This is a genomic window from Streptomyces sp. NBC_01006, assembly GCF_045162725.1.
Classification (GTDB): domain Bacteria; phylum Actinomycetota; class Actinomycetes; order Streptomycetales; family Streptomycetaceae; genus Streptomyces.
Map to the genome: position 1 here is coordinate 4478280 of NZ_CP108700.1, position 22265 is coordinate 4500544.

Consider the following 22265-nt stretch of genomic DNA (forward strand, 5'->3'; position numbering starts at 1 on the left):
ACACGCAGTACGTCACGCCAAAACGAAGCAGGGCCGGCTTCCCAAAGGAAACCGGCCCTGACCTCGTACTACAGCGTCGGGGTGGCGGGATTTGAACCCACGACCTCTTCGTCCCGAATGAGGTCCACCCGAGATCGCCACCAGTACGAACGCCGATTCCCCTGGTCAGCGCCGTGGCCCCGAACGGTCTGGGGGAGTCTCAAGGGGCCTCGGGGAGCAGACCGGCTCCCAGTCGGCTCCCAGCCACCGGCGCTGTCCCGTCGATGATTACTCGCGATCCATCCGGGCCGCGAGGGCGCGTCGGCAACTTCTTCCTCCGTTCGGGCGAAGGGAGCGTTATCTTCCTCCCAGGCCGATCTCAGGGTCCCTACCGTCGGCCACAGCGGTTCGCATGGCGAGAGGACCTGAACGTGGCAGACCCCGCCGCTGATATGCGCCTACCTGTTCTAGCGCGCCGACTGCCCGGCCGCGCGAAGCGGCGAACGGACGTCCTGCGCGAGTACGAGAAGTTCAACGCCGATCGCCGTAGGACGATCCCTCCGGTGTTGTGGCCGTTCTTCGCACCGGACCCGGACCGGTACTACCGCTGGAGGGTGCAACTTGATTGCGCTTGCATCAAGGAGCTCATGACACCAGGCGACGACACCCCGCCGAGCGAAAGGCAGTGGCGAGCTCCCCGTGATGACGAGACGTTGCCGCCGGGACAGCTGTACTGCTGGCACGACGAATCCGGTCATGCCCCCTACCGCGACATCGTCGAGTGGGGAGACCGGCGAGAGGTGAGCTTCCCCGCCGACCCGGCGGAGCCACCCGAATGGGCCGATGCCGAAGTGTGGGCCGTGCTGCGCCACGACAAGCCCCATACCTCGGCGTTCTGGAAGGTCACGCTGGACTGCGGACACCTCGAAGAGGTCGTAGCGCCAACCCTCGACTGGAAGCCGGCCGACGGGCCTCGTTTGGCCGACGCTTCCAGGGTGAAGCAGATGACCGAGGAATTCGAGCAGCTCTTGATCTCCAACCCGACCCTTGAACCCGAGCACCAACGTGAACACACCCGCCGCATGTTGGCGTCAGGCTGGCCGATTCCGAGTCCGGAACGGCAGTGCTATACGTGCCCCCACGCGCGCGTGATCGTGGCGTACCAGCGCGTGGGCTGGCTCACTCCACGCAACGAGGCACCGAAGCCCGAGAACCCGGCACCGCCGGCCCGCGATGTCTTGGAGCGCCGGCTCCGCAGGGCCGAGGCCGAGGCTGAGAAGCTACGAACGCAGCTGAACGGGTATGACGAGGGCGCAGACGCATGTCGTGTTCCTGCTCAGCGGTGGTTGCCATAACCATCGGCAAGACCACTCTTCAGATGACCCTTGGTACAGACGACCTGTCCTGACAACGACTTGATCGCCAAGACGCCATCTTTTGCGACGCGTTGGCGGCGGGGATGTTCGCAGGCGTGTCTGAGATCACGACGGACTCCGCCGCGCCGTTCGGTTGGCGGGCAGCCATAGCGGACAGCCTCGGTCGCCGCCGCGGCGCAGCCATGTCTTCGCTGCCGGCCGCACGTCGCCGCACACAGCGGCCACATTCCAACACGGGCGCTCCGCCAACCGCACGGTCACGTTTGCGCGATGCGTCCAGCCAAGAGTGCGGGAAGGGCCGTGCCGCCTGTGGCCAACTCGCTGGCAAACCTGCGGTAGAGGGTGGCACCTCCAGCCACGTGATCGTCTGATTCCACCACGATGCGCTACAGGGGCCGCTAGGCTCAGAGCACCGTAGGAAAGCAGCTAGGAGTTGGAATGCCTAATTGGGTGAATCTAGATGCCCTAATCCCTCGTGAAGACTTTGAGGCAATAGATTCCGGGGGGCTCACTCAACCGTCCGCCATCTCGAGTACGCTCCGCGTTACGGATCTACTTCCGGACAGTATCGGCTATAGCGTTTTGCGAAAGCCAGATTTCCAGCGCGAAACAGCCAACTGGACGCCAGAGAAAGTAGCAGCGCTTGTCCGGAGTTTCCTGGAAGGTGACCTCATCCCTTCTATCATCCTCTGGCGTTCACCAAAGAGTGGCAGCGTTTTCGTTATTGACGGCGCTCACCGATTGAGCGCGCTTATGGCCTGGGCTCACGATGACTACGGCGACCGTCACACCTCCCGCCAATTTTTCGATAACGTAATCCCCGAAGATCAGAGAAAAGCTGCGGAGGCGACTCGACGTCTGATTCAGGAGAATGTAGGTTCGTTCAGCGACCTGAGCCTCGCCCTCAAAAATCCGCGCACAGTTTCTGAAGAAAAACTGCTCCTAGCGCGGAATCTGAGCGTCTTCTCTCTGCACCTGCAATGGGTAAACGGGGAGGCCGAGAAGGCGGAGAGCTCGTTCTTCCGGATCAATCAGCAGGCGACGCCGATTGATCCCACAGAGCTCGACATGATTAAGGCGCGGCGTAAGCCAAACGCCCTTTCGGCGCGTGCGTTCATTCGGGCCGGTACAGGGCACAAGTACTGGTCATCGTTCGACGAAACCACACAGTCGGAGATCGAGACTATCGCGAAGGAGGTATACGACCTCATCTTCCAACCCAACGTCGACCTCGCTATCAAATCTGCCGATCTTCCCGTTGCGGGGAGCAGGTACTCGGCAGATAGCGTGAAGATGGTCTTCGAACTCGTCAACTTCACCAACGGCATGCAACCGGAGATGTGGCGCGATGAGACGGGGACCCGGCGCCGCAAGAAGAGCGGAGAGGTAGAACTCGCTCCACTCGGCGACGATCCCGACGGCACAGCCACCATTCAGTTCATGCGAGTTGTGAAAAGGGCATCCGAGCGAATCGCTGGTAATACCCCTGGCTCGCTAGGTCTGCACCCTGCGGTGTACTTCTACAGCTTCACTGGACGCTTTCAGCCGGCGGCCTTCCTGGCTGCAGTAGCCTTCGTTCAGGATCTCGCCGAAAAACGTCGCCTCTTGAAGTTCTCAGAAAAGCGGAAGGAGTTCGAAGAGTTCCTGGTCAAGCATAAGTATTTTTTGAATCAAATCGTACGGCGCTATGGTAGTCTGCAACGCTCCGTTCCGCCGATTCAAAAGCTGTACACCGTCCTCTTTGAAGGTCTAAGGGATGGTAAATCAGAAGGCGAGATCATTTCTCAACTTCAGGATTCCGCAACAAATCGTCTCCCCGTCAAGCTTGTCGATGCAGACGACTATGAGCATGGACGTGATTTTTCGACGAAGACGGCTAACGCGGTCTACCTGGAATCCGTGCTACAGAGCGCCCCTAGGTGTGGTATCTGTGAGGCGCGCCTGCATATGAAGTCCGCAACCGTCGACCATAAGATTCGAAAAGAAGACGGAGGTACGGGAGCCCCGGCAAACGGGCAGTTGGCCCACCCGTATTGCAACTCCGGATACAAGGAGTATCTCCATTCCGTCAATTTGAAATCCTAACTGCGCCGCGTTGGCCGTCGACCTTTCGAGATGTGCGACAGTGGCGACCAAGTGGGATGACCAATGGCCTCAGCTCGGAGAGTAGTTGATGGGCCGCTGGCGGCGGCGCAACGTGGAGTTGTCTGGACTGACATGGACGGTGTGACCCCTGGAGCCCTGCTGGATTCACAGGCTCCAGGGCCCAGCTTGGAAGAGCCGAGCCTCATAGAACGGGCGGGCGCCGTAACGGACGTCTGACCAGTGGCTCGCCGCGTTCGCCGTGCTACTGGCCATCCGCGCGTACGGTGCCGCCCTGCCTCCTCCCAGGGGCGAGGCTGATCGAGTGGACCGGTGGCTAGTCCAGGAGCGTGGGCTGCAATTGGCTGCGGCCACCGTCCGTCACCCCGAGGTAGTCCGGGTTGGGGACCATCTCGCGATGCAGGTACCGCAGGTCCGCTCCACAACGCAACGCGAGGCGATCCTGGCGCGCGTGCTCGGCCGTGGAGACGGTCTCGCCGTTGCGGGTCGTGATGACGATCGCGGGCCGTTCCGTCGAGTCGATGGCCTCGTTTAGGGCGGCCCAGACGAGGTCACGGAAGTTTGCGGAGCGGCCCCAGCAAATGTATCGAGTGGCGTCGCCAGTGACGGCATAGCAGTGGTTCGGCTTCTCCCCAACCGAATCGGGCTTAATCACCCAACCACTGCCACATGCCGCACGGACAATTTCCTCCGGACCCTGGAATCGATTTACCGCGTAGCGGACATAGTTCCCGATTCCTTCCTGTGCTCGGGCATACTCCTTCATGGGGACGTCCTTGATCCAGACCCTGGCGTCCTTCTCTGGCCCGTAGGCGAGCAGGACTCCGCCAACCTTGGGGTCCTCGATCCATCGCCGGTACTGATTCGTCTTCTCGGTGTTACTCAAGAACTCCCAGTCCATGTCGTTGGCCTGCTGGTAGATCTCGATGAGAAGGCGCTCGCGAATGGGCGCAGGCAGATGCTGCAAGGCCACGGTGATTACTCCTGGGGGGCGCGGGTGGAGGGGAACTGGAGTCGGTGCTCGTCGTACGCGGTCTCAAGACTGGCAGCGTCCTTGATCCACTCATCCATGAGGGTGGCCACCTTCTGGTCGCTGAAGTCGATGTTCGACGGGGCGATCTTCGCCAGGGTCTCGATCTCGCCGTCTCCGTCGAGCGCGCGTTTGAGCTTGAGCGCGGCAGCGATGCGGCGGAGGTCGCTGACGAAGTCCAGCACTGTGACTCGCTCCTTTCCCTCGCGCAAGCGGAGGCCTCGCCCAAGCTGCTGAACGAAGATGCGGCGGGAGTGAGTGACTCGCGCGAAACAGAGGATATTTACGTCCGGCACATCGACGCCCTCGTTGAGGATGTCGATCGCCGTCAGGATGGGCACTTCGCCGGCTCGGAAGGCGAGCAGGCGGTTCTGCCGCTCCCTCTTGGCGAGTCCCGCGTGGATGGCGAGGGCACCTGACCAAAGAGGGGTGCGCCGCAGCATGTCAGCGAGCCGCTCGGCATGTTCGATAGTGCGGCAGAAGACGATGGCCCGGGGATTACGCGTGCCGGCCCACGCGGTGGCCAGCTCGTCGCGGATGGCTTCATCCCGCTGCGGCAGGAAGAGCTTGGCGTTGAGTTCGGCCAGTCCGTACGAGTGGTCGCTGGCCTCACGGACGATGTCCCAGTCGATGTCGTCGACGAACAGGCGATAGTCGACCCGAGCGAGGTAGCCGCGCCGCATGCCCTCCTCGATCCCCAGGCTGAAGCTGGGGGCACCCAGCTGATAGGTGATGTCGTGCTTATCACCGCGCCATGGAGTCGCCGTGACGCCCAGGTGCCTCGCCGAGCTGAGGAGCTCCAGCAGCTCGTCGTACTGGCCCTCTTCCCCCACGTGGTGCGCTTCGTCGATCATGACGAGGCCTGGGCGGTATCCGAATCGAGCGGCCGACAGCGCTGAGCCGACCGTCGCGCAGGTGAGACCCGAGAGATCGTCGGGGCGGGTGTCACCCGTCAGGAGCCGCGTCGGAATATCTTTGGGAAGGTGCCGCCAGAGCGCACGCTCTAGTTGCTGGACGAGGTCTTTCGCGTGCGCGACGACCAGGACCTGGTCCTGGGGGACGCGTCGCAGGTGCGCCGCGATCATCTCGCCTCCGACGACCGTTTTGCCCAGGCCGGTGGCCAGGACAAGGAGCGCACGACCCGAGGCGTCGAGATCGGCGGTCAGTGCCTGGAGTGCTTCGGTCTGGTACGGCCGTGGTGTCACTCGCCCAAAGCGGGGTGGTACCCGGTCGAAGCTGGTCGTCAGGTCAGTTCCGCCCCACAGGAGGATCCCAGGACCTAGGCGTGCCAGATTCGCCACCCGCTTCCGAGCATCAGGGCTGAAGCGAGTGTTGGTGACGACGACGGCTTTGTGGGCGCGGTAGTGATCCCGGGCGCGAGCGACCTCATCCACCGCGTCGGCTCCTACGGCTCCGTGCCGCTTCCACTTGCACTGGATCACCCAGGTCTCGCCCTTGTGGAGGGCAAGGATGTCGCCTCCCTCGTCACCGGAGCCATCGATATTGGACACATCGGAGAAGCCCAGGTGCCACAGGAGGCGTTCAATGCGGCGAGGAAACTGCAGTGGGCCCGAGTCCAGCAGCGAGGCGGCGTCAAGGAATCGCATTCCGCTCCCCCTATGTGTTGTCGGCGAGGTCGCGCGCGATGAGTCTGCAGCTGATCCTGATCCGGGCCAGCTCCTCCACGTCGAGGCGTGGACGGTGCTGTTCCAGGAGCGCGAGGTCCCCCAGGGGGTTGACCAGTCGTTCCACGACGAGCGCTCGAGCGCCGGGATCGCTCAGAGCGATGTACCCGCGCTTGAAGACGCACCCGTCGAGGAAAGTCTCCGGGGAGTCCTGGATGATACGGATGACCGCACTGGCCGGGACATAGCGGATGAACTCACCGCTGGAGATCGCGTCGTTCCAAGGGGACGCTCCGCCGGCCTCGACCGCGAACCGGCGCTCGGCATCGGCTCGTTCATCCTTCGTGAGCAGCAGCCAGTGCACTGCGGGGTTCGCCGAAACAGGCGCCACCATCGCCATGCGCACCTGTTCCAGCAGCCTCTCGGACTCCTCCGCCGTCGCCGCCGGCGTCAGCCGAGGACTGGAGGTGTGGCTCTTGAGCTGCGCCACGATCTCACTCAAGGGCATCGAGACGATGTTCGCCCGTACCCGCATAAACTCCGCGACCTCGACGAGCGCCAGGTCACGCATGTCCGCCCCGTGCTCTCGGAAGAGCGAGTGGCCGGTGTCGACGAAAACATCCAGGTGAGGGGCTCGGACCATCGAGACGATCGCAGGTGCGGGCCGCTCATCCTTGGTAACGAGGTTCTGTCCGCGGACCGCCCAGGCCGTCAGATCCACGCGGCCCAATTCTTCAAGGTAGTACGGGCCTGTCAGGTCCACGATGGGGTCGGCGTTGTCTCGGTATCGCTGGAGCCTCTGGTCCAGCGTCTCCGCCGGTGCGACCTCGTCCTCGGGCGGTTCTTGACCAGCTGCGGTCATGCCCGTCGCACCCGGCGCCGCACCGCCTTCCGGCTCGTCATCCAGGTCGAGGAGTCCAGCCCCGAACCCGGGGAGGATGTCGTCATTCTCCGGTTGCGGGTCCACCGCTATCGGGTTGTCGTGCTGATAAGCGGCTCGGTACCACACCTCATCGGTCTGGTACTCGTAGCCGCCCTTCCGCATCAAGCCGGCCCACTTCACCGCCGTCTCGTGGAGAGCGTTACGTCCATCGCCGGGGATCAGGTAGTTGAGCCCCGGGTCCTGGCGACGGAAGCCCGCGTAGAGCAGGGCAAGAGGGCTGCGATTCTCCGGCAGCCCAAGGTTCTTGGCGATCTTAGGGCGCAGGGGACTGGTTCCGCGGACCTCGCGCAGGACTTGACGCCATTCGGCTGTATCGAACTCGAAGGCGGTCTTCTGATAGTTCGGAGTGACGTGGTCGCAATGGATCTCACCGACGATCCGGCCCATCTGCACGGCCCCGGAGTCGATGGGGTACTCCAGCTCCGGCTCCGCGATGCCGTCCTCGTCCTCCCAGTGGAAGGCACGCTTGTCCTTGAGCATGATCTTGCGCCCGTTACGGAGGAAGTCCAGCCCGTAGTCGGTGCGGTGGAGGTAGCGCTGAATCCCGATCCAGCCCCAGATCCTGCGCTCCCGCAGTTCCAGGCGGTCCTGTCCGCATTCCTCGCAGTGCTCCGCATCGGCGGTGCTCCAGTATCCGCACGCCATGCACGCGTTCTTCGTGCTCAGAACGCGGTCGATCCTCTGTACAGCATGAATCTCCACGCCCTGGCGGGTGACGGTCCGCTTCTCATCCCAGACACAGGGCAGGCGTGGCCTGATCTTCTTGCCGTTGAGCGTGAGCAGGAAGCCCTTCTCCGCCAGCAGGTAGCTGTAGACGTCTCCGAGCTTCTCCCTGATCACGGTCTGCGTCTGAGGGCGGCAGAGCGTCGCGTACTGCTCCTGCTTGAGCTCGCTGATCGTGACCGTGGTGCCGTGCTCGTCACGATTGTCCTTGGGGGTCAAGCGGTACGGTGCCTGGTACTCGGAGGAGTTGGCGATCCGCGCCAGATCCAGGGTCACCTCGATCCAGTCCGGATCGCCCGCACGACTGGTGCGTACCGTGGTACGTCGACCAAGCCGGGCGGTGCTGATGTTGAAGCCCATGCCGAACAGGCCGAGGGAACCGTGTCGACCGTTGCTCGTCCAGCCCGCGCTGATGGCGTTGGTGACGGCCTCCAGGCTCATGCCCCGGCCGTTGTCCTGCACTTTGATCTCAGCCGTCGCACGCTGCGAGTTCGCCGGCGGGAGCGAGATCGCGACCGAGGGTCGGTCCACAGTCCCGGCGGCCGCCTGGAACTCGTCGAAGGAGTTGTCGATCAACTCGGCCAGGCACTGCCAGTGAGAGAACTCGATGTCGCCCAGCACACTCAAGATGCGCGGGTGTGGCGTGACATTGATGTACTGGCTCGCGGTCACAGTCGGCCCCCGTCTTCGTCGTGAACAAACGCGTTGCCGGCAGACGCGAAGCGCGCCCACCAGCGTCTAGACGCCCCCACCGGTCCCGGTCCCGGTGCATCCACCAGCATGGCGTCAACCCTAATGGGCGGCACCGGTACCCGCGGGACATAGATCTCGAAACCCCCGCTGGAACCCACTCCGCACCCCGCCCCCCACGGTTAACAGCGTGCGAGAATCACCTCACGATCCGGGAACCCGCGCAGGTCACAATCGATGCGAGCGGCCAGGTGCAGATCCCCTTGGGGATCCTCGCCGAGGCCGGTCTCGACGCGGGGAGTGCCGTCCTCGCATACAGCGATGGTGACGGCCGCATCGTCCTACGCAGGTTGACCGACGCTATGGACGACCTACTGCATGGTGAGGAGCTGTAGGCACAGCTAGGCGGTCGCACGGCGGACCGCTGAGATGACCCGTCGCGCCACCTTGTCCGGCGCCTCGTGCTCCCAAGCCCGGATGACCGTCCAGCCCGCTTCCTCCAGGATCCGGTTGGTCTCGGCGTCCCGCCGCTGGTTCTCGGCGAACTTCTCCGTCCAGAACTCCTTGTTCTTCTTCGCCGGCCGATGATGCTCCGGACAGACGTGCCAGAAGCAGCCGTCGACGAACACCGCGACTCTTGCCTTCGGGAACAGCACATCCGCGCTACGTCGGAGGCCCTGGACGGGCGGTGCGTTGACCCGGTAGCGGAGCCCTTCCTTGAAGAGGAGGGACCTGAGTACCTTCTCGGGCTTTGTGTCCCTTCCACGGTTGCCTTTCATGGAGGCACGGACCGCCGGCGTCGAAGCCGTCGAGCCCTCCGGCAGGGCGTGCTCCCGCAAAAGGCCCTTAGCCCAGGCCAGCCGCCACCCCTCAGCGAGGTTGGCCCCACGGCTGTCGTGTTCGACCTCCCCCAGATAGCGCTCCGGGGACTTCCTTCCATCGCCCCAGCGTAGTGACGCGCGGATACGCCGCGTCTTGGGTAGGACCCTCAAGGAGACCGAGGCGTGAACCACGCGGCCGTCTCCCAGGACAACCTCACGCCGATGGCGACCACCCGCCGCTTTGTCCTGTTCAGCGGACAGCGCCTTCCGGGTCCTTCCCGGCCGCCCTTTCCAGGCGCGATCGGGGGGCAACCTGTCGTTCCATCGACCCTGAGGCGGCTTCAAGACGTCAATCACGTCGTCGGCCCCGACGCCGTATCGAGGGCCTTGGCCACCGCATTGGCGAATACCGCGCCGAGCTTCACCGGGACCGCGTTGCCGAGCTGCCGCATCTTCTCCCCACGAGGTCCTTCAAGCTTCCAATCGTCGGGGAAGGTCATGACGCGGGCCGTCTCTCGCACGGTCATATACCTGTGCTTGTAGGTAGTGCCTCCGGGAGTCTCCAGATCATCGGTCAGCATCACGGACTCCCCGCCCGGGACCCCGTGCACGCCAGCCTTCACGGTCTTGGCGGGACGGTCCAGCTCATTGGGTGTGTGGCCCTTATAGATCCGAGCCCCGGGCCACCCGATGTGGTCAGTGAATCCCCCAGCGCGATGCTCCTGGCGGTCGAGCCTGTCCCAGGAGATCTTCGGCAGCGGATCACCCTCGTTCTCGTCGATACCGGCGATGGCGTCCCGGAAGGTCCGCCAGGGCTTCGATCCGTCCGGGATGAGCGCGGCGCCCTTAGCGATCCCGGCCCTGGCCCTGGCCTTGGCCGCAGCGCGTACGGGTTCGGGAACCTCGGGATGGCGGCTCCAGTAGGAGTCGTCGGAATCATCGAGCATGGCCCGGAAGAGCGCCTCCTCGGAGTACTGGGGAAGTACATCCTTCTTGAACTGCTCGATGTCGACACCGAGGTCCTCCCGGAAGGCGACGATGATGATGCGATGCCTGATCTGCGGGACGCCGTAGTCCGCGGCGTTCACGCGCGTCATCACCACCTTGTAGCGCTCCGCCGGGTCACCCGAAGCCCTGTCTCTGGCCTTGACGAGGTCCATGAGGTCTTGATTGTGCTTCTGCCAAGGGGTATTGGGGTCTCGCAGCTCGAAGGGCATCTCCATCTCACGCAGGATGTACTCGAGATACGGCTTGAAGGACGGCCTAAGCAGTCCCACGACGTTCTCGCAGATCACGGCCTTGGGCCGGATCTGGCGCATCGCCTTGAACATCTGCGGGAACATGTTCCGCTTGTCCTCGTCCCCCTTCGCGATACCCCCGAGGCTGAAGGGCTGACACGGAGGGCCGCCGGCGAGCACGTCGACACGGCCGAGCAGATAGCTCATGTCCAGGTCTTGGACGTCGCCCGCCACCAGCGGCCACGGCTCCCCAGGCTCGGGGATGCGTTCCTCGTCTCCCCGAGGCTTCGCCCCGTTCGCCTCCAGGGTCTGACAGGCTCGCGGGGCGAACTCGTTGAACAGCAATGGCCGGAAGCCCGCCTGATGGACCGCCATGGCCAGGCCACCCGCCCCCGCGAACAGCTCGACCCCGGTGCGATCACACTTTGGCTCTTCTTGCAGCTCAGACATTGCGAAAGCATACCGCGGATTGGATGGTACATGTAACCGTTGTCGAGAAAGTTCGCCTCATTCCTGTGGGTGGCTGAGCATGGCGCGATTGGTGATCCCAACGGGGAGAGCGCTCACTCTTCGTAGGTGGTTGACCACCGACTTCAGGGCGAGGGCGTCTCGCCCAGGCCACGCACGGGCGGTGCCAGACAGGTCCGAGAGAGCGCGGCCAGCACAAGTCCGCCGGGACATCCATGGGGGCATCCGTCGGATAAGTCCCGACGCCGGGTGCGCCGCTCGGTGATGGAGCCGGCGTCGGCCCGCCCTGCCGATCCATACGGGGATCCCTCGATGGATCGCGCGTGGGCCCGAGGGTCGCCTCGCGTAGCCCCATCAACAGGAGGCGACCATCGGCAACCGTCGGGGTCTCCACCGCGACTCACGGTCTCGGCGGCCGGCCACGCCAGGCCGCGAACAGCCCCAACCCGACACTGGTGACCGCGGTGAACGCCTCGGGGCCCGCGAGCATGAAGACGCCCGTCGCCATGGTGATCAGGATCAGCAGCGCGGCCAGGTCGAGCATCCGTTCGTGGATCGGCGCCTCCGGCGCCGGCTCCGACGTGGCGGGAGTCCGAGGAGCGGGCGGCGCGGTGGTCTCTTCGTTTTCGTCCATGCCTTCAGCACACCAGCCCAGCCAGCAACGCCCCGCACGGCACGAAGAGACCCGGACAAGCTCGATCGGCGCAGGCCATCGCCGTACCGTGTGGCCCGCCGAGCGAACACACACTATGTATGGTGATGTTCGGCAGAGTTCGGTCCTGTTCGGTAAACCGCGTCCTACGCTGAATCCCACAGACCATCAGGGGGACGTACGTGGCGGACGAGGACGCTCCGGGAGCCGTGTTCCAGCGCGAACTCGAGGACTTCGCCTCCAATCTCGAGACGCTGCGGATCGATTGCGGCAAACCGGCCCAACGCGCGATCAGCCGTGCCGCGCCTCCGGGGCAGACGTTGTCAGCCTCCGCGATCAGTGAAGCCCTTAACGCGAAACGTCTGCCCCGCCTCGACTTCCTCATCGCGCTCGTCCAGACACTTCTCAGCATCTCGAACGGCAGCCGTCCAGTAGGCCGAGATCATCCGACAGTCGAGTGGTGGCGCGCGGAGTGGACCCGACTCGAAAAGCTACGCGTTAGGGTCCGCCACGCGCGCTCGGCATCCAAGTCCATGCGGACGCCCGTCCCGGCTAACGCCTCGCCCAACGCGTCGCTCTCCGATACGCCAGTACATTTGGCGAACTCGGCCGCATCCGTGGTGGGCGGTCGGGGCTCAAGATCTCGTCCCGAGTCGCCGACGCTTCCACACTCCGGTTTCGTGTGGTCAGTGGCGTTTCGCTCCGCTGACAACCTGATGGCAACCGCTAGCGCATCTGGAGTGGTGACGCTCTGGGACCCGGCCACCCAAGAAGCGGTCGGTGAGCCCCTGCTTGGTCGCGCGAACATCACGCGGTCGGTCGTGTTCTCCCCCGATGGCAGCTTGCTCGCGACGGCCAACGACTACGGTGAGGTGACCCTTTGGGATCCCGGCACCCACGAGGAGGTCAAAGCGTTCCTTACCACGGAGGATGTCGCGGTCACGGAGGTGGCGTTCTCCCCCGACGGCAGTCTGCTGGCCGCCGCCAGCTTCGATTGCACGGTACGCCTATGGGATCGATTCAGCCACGAACCCATAGGCAAGCCGCTGGCCGGCCACTCCGGACCCGTCACAGCGGTGAGGTTCTCCCCTGACGGTGGGCTGTTCGCTACGGCGAGCTTCGACGGCATGGTGCACCTTTGGGACCCGACAACTCGCCGTACAGTCGGCAAACCCCTGATGGGCCACTCAGGCGCCGTCAGATCGGTCGCCTTCTCCCCTGACGGCGACCTGCTCGCCACCGCCAGTGACGACGGCACGGTGCGCCTTTGGAATCCCGCGACCCGACGGACAGTCGGAGCGCCCCTCACAGGACACACCGGCTCCGCCACGGCCGTAGCGTTCTCCCCTGATGGCAAACTGCTCGCCACCACCGACTTCGATGGAGTGGTGCGGCTTTGGGATCCCGCCACCGGGCAGGCTGTCGGCGCGCCCCTAATCGGCCATGCCGGCAAGGCCACAGCCGTAGCTTTTGCCCCCGATGGCGGGTTGCTCGCCACCGCCGGATTTGATGGCACGGTGCGGCTGTGGACGGCCGAGGACATCCTGCCAGTGTCGGTTCCGACACAGCGTGCGCGGCATGAAAGCGACCCGCACGAGAACCTGATCACACAGCGCGCCGAACCACGTACCCGGCTTGATTTCCTGACCGCACGGGGGCTCGCCAGCAGAAGTGTCCTCACCGCACTCAAGAACGGGGAAGCCATTTCCTTGGCGCCTATGGTCGGGCACCGCGACGCGGTCCGCGCTGTGGTGTTCTCCCCGGACGGGACCCAACTCGCGACTGCCGGCGCTGACGATACGGTGCGCTTCTGGGACCCAGCCAGTCGGCGATCAGTCGGCCGGCCCCTGACCAATCACCGTGACTCCGTGAGTGCGGTGACCTTCTCTCCCGACGGCACCCTGATCGCCACGGCGGACCGTGGCGGCGCGGTACGTCTATGGGATGCGGCCACTCGGACGCCAGCGGGCAGCCCTTTGACCGACCACCTCGGCCCCATCACGTCAGTGGTCTTCTCGCCCACCGGAACCCTCCTCGCCGTCGCCAATGACGGAGGCGCCGTACGGCTGTGGGTGCCAACCACCCAGCAAGCCGCGGGTGACCCGTTGACCGGCCACGACGGGCTCGTCACCGGCATCGCGTTCTCCCCCGACGGCAGGTTGATCGCAACCGCCACCGACGCCGGCACGGTGTGGCTGTGGGACTCCACGAGCCGAGTGTCAACAGGCAAGCTCCTGGACGGCCACGGTGGCTCCGTCACCTCTGTGGGCTTTTCGCCCGACGGCAGCCTGATCGCTACCGCTGGAGATGATCACTTGGTTCAACTGTGGGACGTACCCACCCACCAGCCGGTAGGAAAGCCCCTGAAGGGCCATGATGATGCTGTTGCGGCCCTGGTTTTCTCTCCCGATGGCGGCCTACTAGCTACGGCCAGCGACGATCGCACCGTCCGCCTTTGGGATCCTGTCACCCACCAACCTGTCGGAGACGCTCTCGTCGGTCACCACGGCGCAGTGACGGCTGTCACCTTCTCGCCGGACAGCTCCGTGCTCGCCAGCGCTAGCGTCGACCGGACCGTTCGGCTGTGGGTGCCTCCGGCGGCAAGCAGCCTGCCTGGAGCCCAAGGTTGATCTGACAGGAGCCGAGTGGACAACCTGCGGCCTATTCTGACCAAGGATGACCAGGTCGCACCCCGCTGATGACCAGTTCCTGGGCTCAGGGAGGGGTAGCACGCTTGCTCGGCGGGCTCTGCGGGCTTCCAGGAGGTCAGATCAGTAGTCGTTGATCCTCTCGAGCTGCTCCACAAGGCCATCGACCCACTTCGGCTCGGGAAGCGCGTCGAACGCGTCTCGCTGTTCCAGGATCAACTGCCCAAGGGCGTGCGTAGCACTCACCGACTCGGCGTAGAGGTACCAGCGGCCCCACTGCTGTCCGATTCCGCAGCCGGCGCGTTCCGCGAGTTCGGCGAGCAGGCACGCTCGCTGAGCGTCAGGCACGACGCCCACCATCGGGTACTCGGCATGGTGGTGACTATCGAGACCGCTGGAGCAGGAGTAGAAGGTGGCTCCCCGAGCCGCGCTGAGGGCCAAGCTCAGGCCAGCCACTCCGACGTCGTTCCCGTAGAACGCCGCCATGAACTCGGCGAACTCCACCCCATCCCCGTCCTCGTCGTCGATCGCGTCAAGTACTTCCTTGATGCCATCCGGCGCACTCGACTGTCTGGCCTGCGCGAGGATCTCAGTCTCAGCGCTGAGGCACTCCGCGACGTCCTGCCAACTGGGCAGGCCGAGGCTCTCGTACCCGTGGTGGTCAGTGAAGCCACTGGCTACCTGCTCGGCGGTCAAGTCGGGTCTGCCGCACGATCGGGTGACATCTGAAGTGGCTTGCCCTGTAGGGCAGGTGGGAAGGATGTCGCTGTGCCCAAGCCCTATCCGGAAGAGTTCCGCCAGGACGTCGTGCGGGTCGCGCGGAACCGTGGCCCGGGTGTGACGGTCGAGCAGGTCGCCACCGACTTCGGGGTCCACCCGATGACGTTGTGGAAATGGATGCGCCGGGCGGACATCGATGACGGGACCAAGGCCGGGACCACCAGCCAGGAGAACGCGGAACTGCGGGACGCACGTCGGCGGATCAAGCTGCTGGAGCAGGAGAACGAGGTCCTGCGCCGGGCCGCGGCCTATCTGTCGCAGGCGCATCTGCCGGGAAAAGGATCTACCCGCTCGTGAAAGAGCTGGCCGCGGACGGAACGCCCGTCTCGGTGACGTGCCGGGTGCTCAAGCTCGCCAGACAGCCGTACTACCGCTGGCTCGACAAGCCGGTGGCCGACGCCGTCCTCGCTGAGGCGTATCGCGCGAACGCGCTCTTCGACGCTCACCGCGAGGACCCGGAGTTCGGCTACCGGTTCCTGGCCGACGAAGCACGCGATGCCGGGGCCCGGATGGCGGACCGGACCGCGTGGCGGATCTGCCGGGAGAACCGCTGGTGGAGCGTGTTCGGCAAGAAACGCGGCCGGGGCAAGAAGGCCGGCCCGCCGGTGCACGACGATCTCGTGAGCCGCAACTTCACCGCGAGTGGCCCGAACCGGTTGTGGCTCGCCGACATCACCGAACATGCCACCGGCGACGGCAAGCTGTACCTCTGCGCGATCAAGGATGTCTTCAGCAACAGGATCGTGGGCTACTCCATCGACGTACGGATGAAGTCCCGCCTGGCCGTGACCGCCCTGGACAACGCCGTGGCCCGGCGTGGACACGTCGACGGATGCATCCTGCACAGCGATCGCGGATCGCAGTTCCGGTCCCGGAAATTCGTCCGGGCGCTCGACCGCCACCGGATGGCCGGATCGATAGGGAGAGTCGGGGCAGCCGGCGACAACGCGGCCATGGAGTCCTTCTTCAGCCTGCTGCAGAAAAACGTGCTCGACCGCCGCAGCTGGACCACACGCGAGGAACTGCGGATCGCGATCGTCACCTGGATCGAGCGGACCTACCACCGACGCCGCAGACAAGCCGCACTCGGCCGGCTGACCCCCGTCGAATTCGAGACCGTCATGACCACACCGGCCCTCCAGGCCGCGTGACCGAACCTGTCACCCGAACCTGCACCAGACCCGTCTGTCCGTAGGTCGGCCACGTCATAGTCGTGGCGAATTTCGACATCGAACGTAGGAATCATGCCTGTCATCATTCCGGAGATTTGGTACAGCGGGGCTTCTATGAAGACATCGGCCGGTCTACGAGATCGTGTCGCACAGCCGATCCTCCTACCCAGCTGACTGAGGGAGACGGCCCGGCTACCAAGTCTGCGCGACAGCCCGAACGGCTTCGAAGCACCGAGTTGATGTCGTCCCGGAACCAGCCACATGTAGCGGGTGGTGTCCAGGCAGCCTCACGTACGGATCTTTGCAGTGGAGGCGGCGCTGGCGGCTCAGCCCAGGTAGGGGTACGTGCCAGCGAGGTAGTCGCCGATCTGCTGGCGCATGCTGGCGTGGATGTCGTATTGGTCGAGGTCGGCGGGCTGGATGAAGCGGACGCCGTCTGCCTCGTCGTTGATCGTGGGTTCGCCGCCGACGGGGCGGCCGATGTAGGTGTTCTCGTACTGCTGGCGGATCTCACCGTCGGTGTACGCCACGATGTGGCGGGGGTTGGTGTAGATGCCGAGGAAGCCGGTGATCTCGGCGACGATGCCGGTCTCCTCCAGGCACTCGCGTACAGCGCACTCGGCGGCGGTCTCGCCGATGTCCTGGGCGCCGCCGGGCAGCGCCCACTGGCCGGTGTCCCGGCGGCGCTGGAGCAGGATGGCGCCGTTGTCGTCGATGACGAGCAGGTTGCTCGCAGGGATGAGGGTGTTGGCCTTCGGTGCGGTGGGGTCATTGTAGTACTCAGTCCTACCCATGTGCGGCGGCGGTCCCCTCCTGGTCGGGAGTCCAAGGCCGCGAGCGGCCCGGACGGCTTCGCGGCCCGATCGTAGTTCCCGCGCACTCGTGACGGCCTTGCACGGCAGCGATGGAAGAAGGGGCGTCCTATCTGGCCTCGGCAGGGGTGCCATCCGGCCACCTGGCGCGCCACCGCCCTGAATCCGTTGCGAGGGGCTTGTGGCATCCCTATCCTCGTGACCAACGCGTCGACGGAGACGAGTAGCCGCGGATCACGCGAGCAGAGAGAGCCGCCGGTAGCTGGGAAGGCGGACTCGTGCCCATGGTGAAGACCCTCCCGAGCGCGGGGAGGAAAGGCCCCCGGGCCCAATGCCCCGCCGGTTTGCCCCCGTCATCGGGCTGAATGAGGCCGCCGCTTTCTGGCGGTGGCAAAGGCGTGGTGGCACCGCGAGTACCCTTCTCGCCCACGCTTCCAAGGGATCATGACGACGCCCCTGGAGGGCTGCGATGATCCACACCACTAGCCGCGTACTGGCTGCTGACCTACGCGCACACCTCGACAAGACCGTCACCGTCTCCGGCTGGGTGAACGCACTCCGGCTGCAACGCAAGATGCAGTTCGTCATCCTGCGGGACCACTCCGGCATGGCCCAGGTGACCCACAAGCGCGACGGCGGCCCGCTCGAAGCCGTCATCGAATCGCTTACCCCTGAGTCCGCCGTCCGGATCACCGGCCGCGTCGTCGAGGCGGCCCAGGTCAACCTGGGTGGCCTGGAGATCGTCCCCGAGACGATCGAGGTGCTGAACCGGGCGGAGACGCCGCTGCCGATCGACGAGCACACCGGCCCCGAGCACCGGCTCGACTGGCGGTTCCTCGACGTACGCAAGCGGGCGACCGCGCAGATGGTGTTCGCCGCGCAGACGACTCTGGAGCAGGGGCTGCGCGAGTACGCCATGGAGAACAGCTGCACGGAGATGCACACGCCGAAGCTGATGGGCACCGCCTCGGAATCCGGGGCGGAGGTGTTCAAGCTCGGGTACTTCGACCGGTCCGCCTATCTCGCGCAGTCGCCGCAGTTCTACAAGCAGATGGCCGTGGCCGCGGGCATCGACCGGGTCTTCGAGATCGGGCCTGTCTTCCGCGCCGAGCCGTCGTACACCTCACGCCACGCGACCGAGTTCACCGGCGTGGACGTCGAGCTGTCGTGGATCGACGACGTCGAGGACGTGATGGCGTTCGAGGAGCGGATGCTCGCCCACGCCATCGCGAAGGTCGCCGAGGTTCACGGGGAGGCGATCCGGGACGTCTTCGGCATCGAGGTCGTCGTGCCGGAGGCACCGTTCCCCAGGATCACGATGGCCGAGGCACAGGAGATCCTGCGGGCCGGCGGCTGGGACCCCGAAGGCGTCAAGGAGGACCTGGACCCGGAAGGTGAGCGCACCATCGCCGCCCACATGAAGCAGCTCACGGGCCACGAGTTCGTGTTCATCACGCACTACCCGGCCAGCATCCGGCCCTTCTACCACATGCGTCCGGCGGACCGGCCGGACCTCACGCTCAGCTTCGACCTGCTCTGGAAGGGCCTGGAGATCACCACCGGGGCCCAGCGAGAGCACCGCTCCGACGTGCTCCTCAAGCAGGCCGAGGAGAAGAGCATGGACACCGAGCCGATGCAGGACTACATGAACATCTTCCGCTTCGGCTGCCCGCCCCACGGCGGCCTCGGCGCCGGGCTGGGCCGGATCCTGATGGTCATGCTCGGCCTGGACTCGATCCGCGAGGCCGCGTTCCTGTTCCGGGGACCGAACCGACTGACCCCCTGAGCCAGGGGTAGACGCACCGCTGCCCCACCGCCTGTCTGGCGGTGAGGCAGCAGGGGCTCGCTCAGTACCGGGTGTGGCCGAGGTCGAGGGTCCATGGCTCGGCGGGGTTCTTGTCCCAGTGGTCGCGCAGGGCCAGCTCGCGGTCGGCGTATCGGCCGCGGCGGGAGAGGCCGCCGTGGGAGAGGGTGACGCTGAGCGCGAGCGTCGATTCGGTGGTGACCCAGTGCGGGGTCAGGGCGTGGCTCCACAGCTGGTCGCCGGGCTGCATAGTCACCGACTGCCGGGCCGCCTCGTCGTGCGGCGGGGGATCCTCAGCGGTGGTCTCACCGAGGACTGCGGCTTCGGGGGACAGGTGTTTGTCGGGGTTGTGGTAGCTGTGGAAGGTCTTGACCCCTTGGACCTGCCACACCAGACCGTGCGAGTTGTCGTTGTGGTAGGTCGAGGCCGCCCCTTCGGTGGACAGGAAAAGGATGGGCGCGCACCGCTGCCACGTGAATCCCTGCGACGACAGATAGGTGCGCCAAGGCACCATGACCTCGTCCTGGAAGCCGGTCAGGATCTCGCCGTAGAACCGGGCGAGGTTGAAGTGCACCAGGCGGAACGGCCACGTGGCGATCTCCTCGACCGGGGCCGTCCGGAACGTGGCGGTGCGGTCCATGCGCACCTTCCAGTCGTCCTCGCCGAGGACCGTGAACCGCACCTCCTCGTCCCGGCGGACGTGGTCGAGGATGTCGATCGCCGGCAGGAACAGGTAGTCGAACGGGACCTGCATACGGAAGTTCGGCGGCTGCCTCCAGTGGCTGTTGAAGTCGTCGGGATCGGTGACGGAGACCGACGGTTGCACGTGGACCCCCAAGGTCAGGCCGCCGCGCAGTCGCGGGACGCGGGGCGGCAGATGGCGGCGCAGTCGGGTACGACGCGGTCCGTGGCCGGCGCGTCGAGGAAGGCCCGGATCTCGGTACGTGGGGCGTGGACACTGACCTCGGAGGCTCCGTAGGGGCAGTGCCGCACCTCGCCGTCAGCCGACATGTAGAGGGTGGCCGACCGACAGGGGTGACTCTCCTCCTTGGACAGCTGTAGCTGCCGCAGGCCGTCGAGGTAGGACCGGTATCCGTTGGACAGGCGGAAGTACTGGTCGAGTGCCGCCGTGTCGCGCGCCCTCTGCATCAGGGAGTCCTGGAGTGATCGGCTGTCCCGGCGCAGGGCGCTTTCGGAGAGGAGGACGGGGCTCAACTGGATGTCGATCCCCGTTCCCGCTACGAGGTCGGCGAGCTGGGCGGCTTCCTCGTCGTCCACATCCCAGTAGGTGAGGTGAAGGACCTTCGAGGGGGTGTCGACGGCGTCCAGCGTCGCGACCGCTGAGGCCGCACTCCGGGTGGTGCGGCCGAGCGTCATCGCGCCCTGCGAGTCTGCGGAGACGGTCACGTTGGTCAGAAGGTGGCCGACCTCCGCGAGGGCGGTGACCTCAGCCTCCGAGCGGGCCGAGGTCACCATGGACACCGTCATGCCGAACTGGAGGGCCAGGCGGACGAGCTGCCGGAGGTCCGGGTGGTGGGTCGGCTCACCGCCCGTGAGGCACACGCCCTCGACCCCGGTCTCCTTCAGCCGCGACAGGGCACGCGTGTACGTCGCGGTGGTGAGGAAGCCGCGGGCGCGGTCGGCCCGGAAGCAGAAACTGCACGCGACCTCGCAGTGCCCCGCCGTCGAGACCAGCGCCGTACGGACGGGGGTGCTCATTGGACCCCCGTGTTGTCCCACACCGCGATGGCCACGGTGCTGGTGTAGAAGGCGCACATCTGCGGGTCGGGTGTGCTGCCGCCGATGAGCGCCTGTTCGTTGCGGGACGGGCCGCCGCAGATGGCCAGCGCCGGGCAGTCGCCGCACGCGGGGATCGGCGCGACTTTCTTCGTCGCCTTTGTAAGGCGGCTGGGATCCGACCGCAGCTCATCGAGTGTGTGGAGGAACTCGGGCTCGGTGAAGTTGATGTCGCACACGCTGACCCGGTTGCCTGGCAGCAAGGCGGCGTTGAGGCTGCGGTCGCCCTGCATGTGGTCGAAGAGCATCGGCCGGCGGGTATCGAGGGCCTGGAAGGCCCGGTCGAGGACGGAGAAGAGCATCCCGCCCTTGCCGAGTGCGGTCAGGCGGGCCTCGTAGAGCTCCCGGGCCAAGTCGGCGCCGTTCACCCGCCACTCGCCGCCGGTGGGGATGGGCGTGTTGACGTAGATGAACTTGAGGCCGAGGTCGTCGATGATCCACTGCACGCTCTCGGCCAGGCGCCCGATGTTCGACGCCGTCGGGGTGAGGTTGCAGCCGACGTGCAGGCCCTTCGCCTCGACCAGGCGCCGGACGTTTCGGCGGATGCGGTCGTCTGCGGGCTGCCCGCCGAGGAGGAGTCGGTTCGCCGAGTTGATCCCCGGAGGGCCGTCGATGGAGATGCCCACCCCGTACTCGCGCTGTACGAAGTGGTCGAGGGCCTCGTCCGTCAGGCGAGCGCCGTTGGTGACGACTGTGCGCCGGACCCGCTCGACGCCGTAGCGGGCAGCGAGAGTGTCGGCGAGTTCGTCGCCGTACTGCATGAGGTCGAAACGGATGGTCGGCTCGCCGCCGAACCACTGGATCGAGACCTCCTCCTGCCCGGCGTTCTGTGCGAACAGGAACTCCAGGCCGGCGGCGAGCTCCTGCTCCGTCATGTCCGGCTTGCCGGTGTTGGTGTCGACGAAGCAGTACGTGCAGGCCATGTTGCAGCGGTCGGTGAGCACCACCCGCAGGCCGCTGATCCTGCGCGGCGTCGGGTCGATGCCCAGGGTGTGGAGGCGGTGGTGGAGTGCTTCACGGCGGTCGGCCGAGGGGCTGTCCTGGGTGAAGCCGAGCCCTGCGAGGGCTAAGTGTGTCGCGGTCGGGGGGACCCCGGCGAGGTCAGAGACCTCGCCGGAGTCGAGAAGCACACTCTCCAGCGTGACCGGGTCGAGGAGGACAGCTTCCCCATCCCGGTCGTACTGGAAGTATTTCCCCCACAGCGGCTGGGGAGTGGCCACTGGGTCAGGCCGCCGTTTCCTCTTCGGCGATGCCCAGCTCGGCCATGACGGCGCGGACCTTGTCCTCGGCGTCGGCCTGGAGCCGGGCGGAGGCCGCGGGGGAACCGCCGTCGGAGAGGACGATCACACCGGGGAGCGTCGGGTTCGGCGCGATGACCGTGAGACCGGCCGGCTCGGTGCTGATGACCATGACCGCGCCTTCCAGACTGACCCAGTCGGTACGGTCCTTCAGGGCCTCCAGGATGCGGCCCTGCTTGTCGCGGAAGGAAGCACGCTCACCCATCCACACGCCCGCCTTGGACTTGGAGTCCACGACGTCCGCGTAGATGAGGTGGTTCTGCTTCTCTTTCCTGGGCTTCGGCATAGCTGATCTCCTTGGTGGAA

Annotated in this window: 18 protein-coding genes; 6 read left to right on the plus strand and 12 right to left on the minus strand. The window is 65.6% G+C overall.

The features are described 5' to 3' along the window. Nucleotides 1-410: 410 nt before the first annotated feature. Nucleotides 411-1334: a hypothetical protein gene (locus OG509_RS20490; RefSeq protein WP_406183888.1), complete on the plus strand. Its 924-nt coding sequence runs from the start codon at nucleotides 411-413 to the stop codon at nucleotides 1332-1334. A gap of 459 nt (nucleotides 1335-1793) precedes the next feature. Then, nucleotides 1794-3440: a DUF262 domain-containing protein gene (locus OG509_RS20495; RefSeq protein WP_406183889.1), complete on the plus strand. Its 1647-nt coding sequence runs from the start codon at nucleotides 1794-1796 to the stop codon at nucleotides 3438-3440. A 334-nt stretch (nucleotides 3441-3774) separates the two neighbouring features. Here the strand turns inward: OG509_RS20495 and OG509_RS20500 are convergent, their stop codons facing one another. Genes OG509_RS20500 through OG509_RS20510 form a run of 3 tightly spaced genes read right to left on the minus strand, consistent with a single transcriptional unit; the run spans nucleotide 3775 to nucleotide 8451 of the window. Further along, entirely contained in the window at nucleotides 3775-4431 is a 657-nt protein-coding gene (locus OG509_RS20500) for a hypothetical protein (protein ID WP_406183890.1), read from the minus strand. Nucleotides 4432-4436: 5 nt separating this feature from the next. Then, nucleotides 4437-6095, minus strand: coding sequence for a DEAD/DEAH box helicase family protein (locus OG509_RS20505; protein WP_406183891.1), 1659 nt, complete (start codon nucleotides 6093-6095; stop codon nucleotides 4437-4439). Between the two features lie 10 nt (nucleotides 6096-6105). Further along, the gene (locus tag OG509_RS20510) at nucleotides 6106-8451 is read right to left on the minus strand and encodes an ATP-binding protein (protein ID WP_406183892.1); all 2346 of its coding nucleotides are present in this window, start codon (nucleotides 8449-8451) and stop codon (nucleotides 6106-6108) included. Between the two features lie 20 nt (nucleotides 8452-8471). Between OG509_RS20510 and OG509_RS20515 the strand changes: the two genes are divergently transcribed. Further along, nucleotides 8472-8864, plus strand: coding sequence for an AbrB/MazE/SpoVT family DNA-binding domain-containing protein (locus tag OG509_RS20515; protein WP_406183894.1), 393 nt, complete (start codon nucleotides 8472-8474; stop codon nucleotides 8862-8864). Nucleotides 8865-8870: 6 nt separating this feature from the next. Here the strand turns inward: OG509_RS20515 and OG509_RS20520 are convergent, their stop codons facing one another. The 3 genes from OG509_RS20520 to OG509_RS20530 all read right to left on the minus strand — a co-directional run bounded on the left by OG509_RS20520 (nucleotide 8871) and on the right by OG509_RS20530 (nucleotide 11630). Continuing rightward, on the minus strand, nucleotides 8871-9482 hold the full coding sequence (locus OG509_RS20520) for a very short patch repair endonuclease (RefSeq protein ID WP_406183896.1): 612 nt from the start codon (nucleotides 9480-9482) through the stop codon (nucleotides 8871-8873). Nucleotides 9483-9643: 161 nt separating this feature from the next. Then, entirely contained in the window at nucleotides 9644-10978 is a 1335-nt protein-coding gene (locus tag OG509_RS20525) for a DNA cytosine methyltransferase (protein WP_406183897.1), read from the minus strand. A gap of 418 nt (nucleotides 10979-11396) precedes the next feature. Beyond that, entirely contained in the window at nucleotides 11397-11630 is a 234-nt protein-coding gene (locus OG509_RS20530; protein WP_202200496.1) for a hypothetical protein, read from the minus strand. A gap of 200 nt (nucleotides 11631-11830) precedes the next feature. Between OG509_RS20530 and OG509_RS20535 the strand changes: the two genes are divergently transcribed. Next, a complete protein-coding gene (locus OG509_RS20535) occupies nucleotides 11831-14278 on the plus strand; it encodes a WD40 repeat domain-containing protein (protein WP_406183899.1) in 2448 nt (815 codons plus the stop codon). A gap of 141 nt (nucleotides 14279-14419) precedes the next feature. Here OG509_RS20535 and OG509_RS20540 read toward each other — a convergent pair whose 3' ends face one another. Further along, nucleotides 14420-14992, minus strand: a complete 573-nt coding sequence (locus tag OG509_RS20540) for a hypothetical protein (RefSeq protein ID WP_406183900.1) — start codon at nucleotides 14990-14992, stop codon at nucleotides 14420-14422. Between the two features lie 72 nt (nucleotides 14993-15064). Here OG509_RS20540 and OG509_RS20545 point away from each other — a divergent pair. Then, nucleotides 15065-16227 (plus strand): IS3 family transposase gene (locus tag OG509_RS20545; protein ID WP_331741652.1). Its coding sequence is split into 2 segments (ribosomal slippage): nucleotides 15065-15349 and nucleotides 15352-16227, totalling 1161 coding nucleotides; the frame shifts between segments, so codons are not numbered across the junction. Between the two features lie 347 nt (nucleotides 16228-16574). On the opposite strand, the gene OG509_RS20550 is transcribed toward OG509_RS20545, so the two are convergent. Next, complete coding sequence (locus tag OG509_RS20550) at nucleotides 16575-17042, minus strand: NUDIX hydrolase (protein ID WP_406183901.1); 468 nt, start codon at nucleotides 17040-17042, stop codon at nucleotides 16575-16577. Nucleotides 17043-17529: 487 nt separating this feature from the next. Here OG509_RS20550 and aspS point away from each other — a divergent pair, with 487 nt between their 5' ends. Further along, nucleotides 17530-18846, plus strand: a complete 1317-nt coding sequence (aspS, locus tag OG509_RS20555; RefSeq protein ID WP_406183902.1) for an aspartate--tRNA(Asn) ligase — start codon at nucleotides 17530-17532, stop codon at nucleotides 18844-18846. A gap of 61 nt (nucleotides 18847-18907) precedes the next feature. Here the strand turns inward: aspS and OG509_RS20560 are convergent, their stop codons facing one another. From OG509_RS20560 to OG509_RS20575, 4 genes are read right to left on the minus strand one after another with little or no spacing between them, the layout of a single operon-like run. Then, complete coding sequence (locus OG509_RS20560; protein ID WP_406183903.1) at nucleotides 18908-19690, minus strand: hypothetical protein; 783 nt, start codon at nucleotides 19688-19690, stop codon at nucleotides 18908-18910. Between the two features lie 14 nt (nucleotides 19691-19704). After that, complete coding sequence (locus tag OG509_RS20565; RefSeq protein ID WP_406183905.1) at nucleotides 19705-20583, minus strand: radical SAM protein; 879 nt, start codon at nucleotides 20581-20583, stop codon at nucleotides 19705-19707. Continuing rightward, nucleotides 20580-21881 (minus strand): radical SAM protein, encoded by a 1302-nt coding sequence (locus tag OG509_RS20570; RefSeq protein WP_406183906.1) that lies wholly within the window; start codon nucleotides 21879-21881, stop codon nucleotides 20580-20582. The genes OG509_RS20565 and OG509_RS20570 overlap by 4 nt, the downstream gene beginning before the upstream one ends. A gap of 4 nt (nucleotides 21882-21885) precedes the next feature. Further along, nucleotides 21886-22245 carry a hypothetical protein gene (locus OG509_RS20575; protein ID WP_266907177.1) on the minus strand — a complete coding sequence of 120 codons (360 nt, stop codon included), beginning with the start codon at nucleotides 22243-22245 and terminating at the stop codon, nucleotides 21886-21888. Nucleotides 22246-22265 lie beyond the last annotated feature (20 nt).